This is a genomic window from Corynebacterium sp. NML180780 (genome assembly GCF_007786415.1).
Lineage (GTDB): Bacteria > Actinomycetota > Actinomycetes > Mycobacteriales > Mycobacteriaceae > Corynebacterium > Corynebacterium gottingense.
This window is the reverse complement of the sequence record NZ_VNKN01000027.1, coordinates 1-2,643: the sequence shown is the minus strand read 5'-3', so window position 1 is coordinate 2,643 and position 2,643 is coordinate 1. Positions and strand designations below refer to the sequence as shown.

The 2,643-nt window shown below is 55.6% G+C and carries 3 protein-coding genes and 1 pseudogene; 1 reads left to right on the top strand and 3 read right to left on the bottom strand.

The window, feature by feature from the left end:
* Positions 1-161, top strand: a 161-nt coding sequence (locus FPP74_RS12115) for an integrase core domain-containing protein (RefSeq protein WP_144717423.1), incomplete at its 5' end; no start/stop codon positions are given.
* 89 nt (positions 162-250) lie between these two features.
* Here the strand turns inward: FPP74_RS12115 and FPP74_RS12575 are convergent.
* The 3 genes and pseudogenes from FPP74_RS12575 to FPP74_RS12105 all read right to left on the bottom strand — a co-directional run.
* Positions 251-1,789: a hypothetical protein gene (locus FPP74_RS12575; protein ID WP_370511810.1), complete on the bottom strand. Its 1,539-nt coding sequence runs from the start codon at positions 1,787-1,789 to the stop codon at positions 251-253.
* A gap of 219 nt (positions 1,790-2,008) precedes the next feature.
* Positions 2,009-2,452: pseudogene (locus tag FPP74_RS12470) on the bottom strand (DEAD/DEAH box helicase family protein); the annotation flags it as partial.
* A 30-nt stretch (positions 2,453-2,482) separates the two neighbouring features.
* A partial coding sequence (locus FPP74_RS12105) for an integrase core domain-containing protein (RefSeq protein WP_144717423.1) occupies positions 2,483-2,643 on the bottom strand: 161 nt, incomplete at its 5' end.

Here is a 2,643-nt window from a genome sequence, read left to right as displayed (position 1 = left end):
CCCAGGGCCCGTGGACATCAGTAGGAGAAGTCGAGCTAGCCACCCTGCGGTGGGTGCACTGGTGGAACACCAAACGTCTTCACGAGGCGTTGGACTACGCCACCCCACAAGAAGTAGAAACCGAGTATTATCTCACCGAGCCCATCAACACAGGGCCGTAAAAGAAGCGGAACCAAACCCAGGACGCTTCAGAGTATCCAGCGACTGTCCCTGCTTCGATGTAGAGACGCGTGCGTATCCAATGAGCATGTCACACCTCCTCTGCCGCTGCTTCTTCGAGGTCTGCGGGAAGGTTGTGATGCAGTACGTATTCACGCAACAGTCGGTCAATGGCCGTTCGGATTTTAAAGCGCGGCAGTTTCTTTCCCGTTTGTTGATGGAAGTACTCGGCTGCAGCGTCGAGATCGACAGAATCTACGACATCATCAAAGCGGCCGTATTCGTTGATACGCGCCTCATCCACGTGTGCAGCGAGGAGGAGGCGTAGCAACTCGGGATCAACGTCGATAGCGCGCACAAGCTGGTCAATCTCGCGGTCTTGCTGTGAAAGTTTGTACTCGTTGATGTAGTCTTGCACGGACTTACCAGGCTCAAGAACAGCATCGCCGGACTGGATGTTATGGAGCCAGCGGTTCGCAAAGACCTGGTCGTCGGCGCTGAGGCGTGCGAAGCCTGCGTGTAGGTCTGAGAGCAGCTCATCGAGTTCAGCCTGTGGCAGACCTGCCTCGATAGCGCGTAAGTACTTCGTGTACTTCGCGTTGAGGTAGTCAGCGTCGATACGTGCAGTGTCAATATGCGTGATGTGGACGTTGATATCGTACGGCGGCCGATCATCACCGTCTCCCCCGCCTGGTGCTGGCTCGGGTTCACCGTCTGATGGGTCAAGCTCCTTGTAACGTGACAGCAGCGCGATGTACACCGGTTCGGTCAGTTCCACTTTAATCTTGGTGTCGGCCACCCGGTACGTGTCTTGCTCCCAGGTAAAGCCCTGGACCTGGGCTGCTTGGAGATGGTCGTAGAGTTCGGGAAGTACCTTTGCGAACTCAAGACGGTCTGCTTCATCGTCGGGCAAGCGAGAGAAGTCGTCGATGCCAGCGAAGAGTCGTTTGATGATAGTGAAGCACTGGTTGATCTGCATAAGGTGCTCATCGAGATGATCGACGAACAGCCCGAAGGGTTTATCACCGGAGTAGAGCTTCACAGCAGCATTGATGTTGCGCTGCATCGTATGAGGCTTGCGATAGTAGCGAATTGAGCCGAAAGGTTTCTCGGGGCCGAAGACACGGTTGGTACGCGAGAATGCCTGGATGATGTTCTCGTAAGCGATAACCTTGTCGAGATACAGCGTGTTCAGCCACTTCGAGTCGAAGCCAGTGAGCATCTGATCGACGACAATAAGCAGGTCAATCTGCTTGTCGTGCGTAAACGCCGGTGTGTTGTACGGTGCCTTGTGTGCCAACCGCTCAGCGATATCGCGCTTAAAGGCGTCGTGAGTCGGCATCGTAAAGTGCTGGTCAAACATCGCGTTGTAGTGTTCGAGCACCTCGATAAGGCCGTCTTCCTTCGCGAGTTGCTGCTCGCCAGTGTTATCGATGTTGGGGTCAAACAATGCCGTGACGTTCAACTGCGGGTAGGTGTCGCGGAAGATGCGGAAATACTCAATAGCCTCGATGATGGAGTGCGTGGCCAGGATTGCGTGGAAGGCGCTGTTTCGGCTTAAATGCACCCAGTGCTCAGCGATGTCTCGCGCTACGGCCGCGCGGTGTTCCGGCTGATCGTACTGCGCCATCGGAATATAGTCCTCGATGCCCTTATCATAGGACCCATCCTCGTGGAGCACACCCGCCATTGGGACCTGGGCTTTATCCATGTACTTCAGGAAGGTCTTTTCCTTCTTCGGGTCGTTAAAAGCGTCCTGCTCATCGACAGCCTTGGCTTGTTCGAGCGCGACAGATGTGCGCACGTCATGTGCGCGGTAGGTCTCAACCATCTCAGGGTCGAAACCGAGCACATTGCCATCACGGATACCGTCGGCGATGGAATAGCGATGCAGCTCATCACCGAAGATGGTGGCAGTTGTTGAATGCACCTTCTGGTTCTCATCGTGGATCGGAGTACCCGTAAAGCCGAACAGCAGCGCATCTGGCAGCGTGGTCTTGATATTCAGCAGCATGTCTCCGAAGGTGGAGCGATGTGCCTCGTCGACGATGAAGACGATGCGCTTGTCACGCAGTTTCTTTAGCACCGGCTCACGCAGCGTGTCAGCTTGCAAGTGGTGGAATTTCTGCAGCGAGGTCACGATCAGCACCGAGGTGTCGTTTGTGAGCAGCCGAAGCAGCTCGTCAGCGCTGGCGGTATCTGCAACGTCGATGGTGTCGCCGCCGTAGCTGTGGTAGTTCGCCAGCGACTGTATACCCAGTTCCACACGGTCGAGTAGAAACACCACCTTGTCTGAAGCGTCCTGGGTTTGGTTCCGCTTCTTTTACGGCCCTGTGTTGATGGGCTCGGTGAGATAATACTCGGTTTCTACTTCTTGTGGGGTGGCGTAGTCCAACGCCTCGTGAAGACGTTTGGTGTTCCACCAGTGCACCCACCGCAGGGTGGCTAGCTCGACTTCTCCTACTGATGTCCACGGGCCCTGGG